Origin of the sequence: Chitinimonas sp. BJB300 (genome assembly GCF_002735695.1) — a bacterium.
Taxonomy (GTDB): domain Bacteria; phylum Pseudomonadota; class Gammaproteobacteria; order Burkholderiales; family Chitinimonadaceae; genus Chitinimonas.
This window is the reverse complement of the sequence record NZ_PDZH01000276.1, coordinates 1-2,125: the sequence shown is the minus strand read 5'-3', so window position 1 is coordinate 2,125 and position 2,125 is coordinate 1. Positions and strand designations below refer to the sequence as shown.

Below are 2,125 nucleotides of genomic sequence, written 5' to 3'. Positions count from 1 at the left end.
TGAGATTCATGTTTATCACCCCAGATTCTCCGGCAGAAACACCGGATGGTTGCACACCCAGGGGTGGAAACTATTGAACGCTGTTTACCCCTGGAATCTGGAAAGTTTTGCACGCTGTTTTACACCCTAAGCGGAGCGCCAGCACGACCATATTTTTTGCAATAGAGCCGTTTTACACCCTTGGGCTACTCGACCACTTAACGGATTGAGTTAGAACATCGTCAGTATTGCTTGCTGACCGTATAGGCGACGCCTGAGGAATTAGCTCTTTCTTATATTCTATCAAATCTCAGCTTCGCTCCCAATGGGCCTTTTTCGCCTTCCTCCCTCATCACTGGCAAGAAAACGCAAACACCTTGAGATAAATCAAATACAGGCTACCTGGATAGCGCCAAACTAACCATAACGCTATTAATTCGGCTGAAGGGGGCGAGATTGTCAGCGAATAATATACTATTATATTGGGCAACAAATTTAGTACGTTACGTGCGGTACCGCCTATCAAATTACAGTGTTAATGACAATACCCTACTCACCTGCTGTTATAAATAGCTGCCAACAAATGAAGTAAAACAACTATGTAAAAGTTTAAACGATCGGAAAGAATCAAATCATTCGATCTTGAATGTCGATGAAATTGCACAAATCAGGGAGGTATTCTATGTTTAGTGGCCAAGCATCCCCAAATGCTTATGGCTCTGTTTTCCTTCGCCCTTTAAACACTTTTGGCTAATAACTCCTTACTTCCTGCAAAAAGATATATATGCAAAACCTAAACGCAAATGAATTAGAGCAAATTTCCGGTGGAGCATGCACTAAAATAAGTTCAGATGGCTTTTTGACGGCACCAGCGAAACTTCAAGGAAGTCTATCGCTAGTTCACCAACTTATGAAAATTGAGAGATGTCGCCAGAAGATTTTGCAACAATTGCAAAACATACCTTAGAGGGTGTCGTCACAGGATGCCGATCCAGATCGCCATGCAGCGTATCTGGGCGGCCGCCAGAAAAGAGGCCATATTCTTGGCGTAACGGGTTGCGATGCCCCGCCAACGCTTTAGTTGCAAAAAAGCCTTTTCGACCAGATGACGGTGGCGATACAAGTCTTTGTCATACTCGCGCTGCACTTTGCGATGTTTACGTGGTGGAACAACGGCTTGCATACCCTGCTTGTGGGCTTGCTCAATGATCGCGTCGCTATCATAGCCGCGATCCATGAGCAGGCTCTGAGCCGTCAACCCTTCGATCAACATGCTTGCCTGGGTGCAATCAGCGGTGGTGCCTGACGTCAGCAGAATGCGGATTGGCATGCCGTGCGCATCTACTGCCAGATGTAGCTTGCTATTGAGCCCCCTTTTGTCACACCCATCGCCTGATTGCCGCCACACGCTCCGGCCGCGTCGGGATGAACCTTGATGTGGGAAGCATCAATCATCAGCCATTCAACGTCCGGGTCGGTTATCAACTGTTCGAGCAATTTCCCCCAAACTCCCTTGTCACGCCATCGACAAAAGCGTCGATGCGTGTTTTTCCAGCCTCCCAGATCGGGTGGAAGATCTCGCCATGGCGCGCCGGTACGCAAAATCCAGAAGACGGCATTGATAAACAATCGGTTATTGTTTGCCCCCCTGCCCCAGTCACCTCGCCGCCCCGGCAGATGGGGCTCCAGCAAGAGCCAGTGTGAATCGGAAATGTCGTGGCGACGATGCGCCGGCGAGGTAATAGATTCAAGCGTCATTGCTGAATTTTAAGGCCAGGGAAATCTTGTGACGACACCCTCTAGGGCGCCTCGATAAAGTTTATTCGGGTCAGCGCGGAGGGATTGCTGAACACGCTCATTTGCCACCACGATTACCCTGTACTCAATGTCGCAATGCGTTAATGCAAGCTTACTTGCGGAAGGGGCAAATGCTTCACTTCGATATCACGGCGGGGTCGCTACGATTGCATGCGCCGATGGAGAGCCTCTGGGGCAGTTTGAAGCATGAGCTGGTACACCATCGTAAATACCCGGCGGGCAGCATCTACCCACGGAAGGCGCTTCTGGTTTATGGCGTGCGCCGTGCTTCGATGAAACGATGGAGCAGTTCGTAGGCCACGCGCCACTGATGCCCATCAACCCGCAG

Annotated in this window: 2 protein-coding genes; one reads left to right on the top strand and one right to left on the bottom strand. The window is 49.6% G+C overall.

Features of this window, described 5'->3' with window-relative positions:
- Window positions 1-955: 955 nt before the first annotated feature.
- Window positions 956-1,737 (bottom strand): IS5 family transposase gene (locus tag CSQ89_RS21270; protein WP_374701393.1). Its coding sequence is split into 2 segments (ribosomal slippage): window positions 956-1,347 and window positions 1,347-1,737, totalling 783 coding nucleotides; the frame shifts between segments, so codons are not numbered across the junction.
- 170 nt (window positions 1,738-1,907) lie between these two features.
- On the opposite strand from CSQ89_RS21270, the gene CSQ89_RS22325 reads away from it, so the two are divergent.
- Window positions 1,908-2,093 (top strand): hypothetical protein, encoded by a 186-nt coding sequence (locus tag CSQ89_RS22325; RefSeq protein WP_143747131.1) that lies wholly within the window; start codon window positions 1,908-1,910, stop codon window positions 2,091-2,093.
- Window positions 2,094-2,125 lie beyond the last annotated feature (32 nt).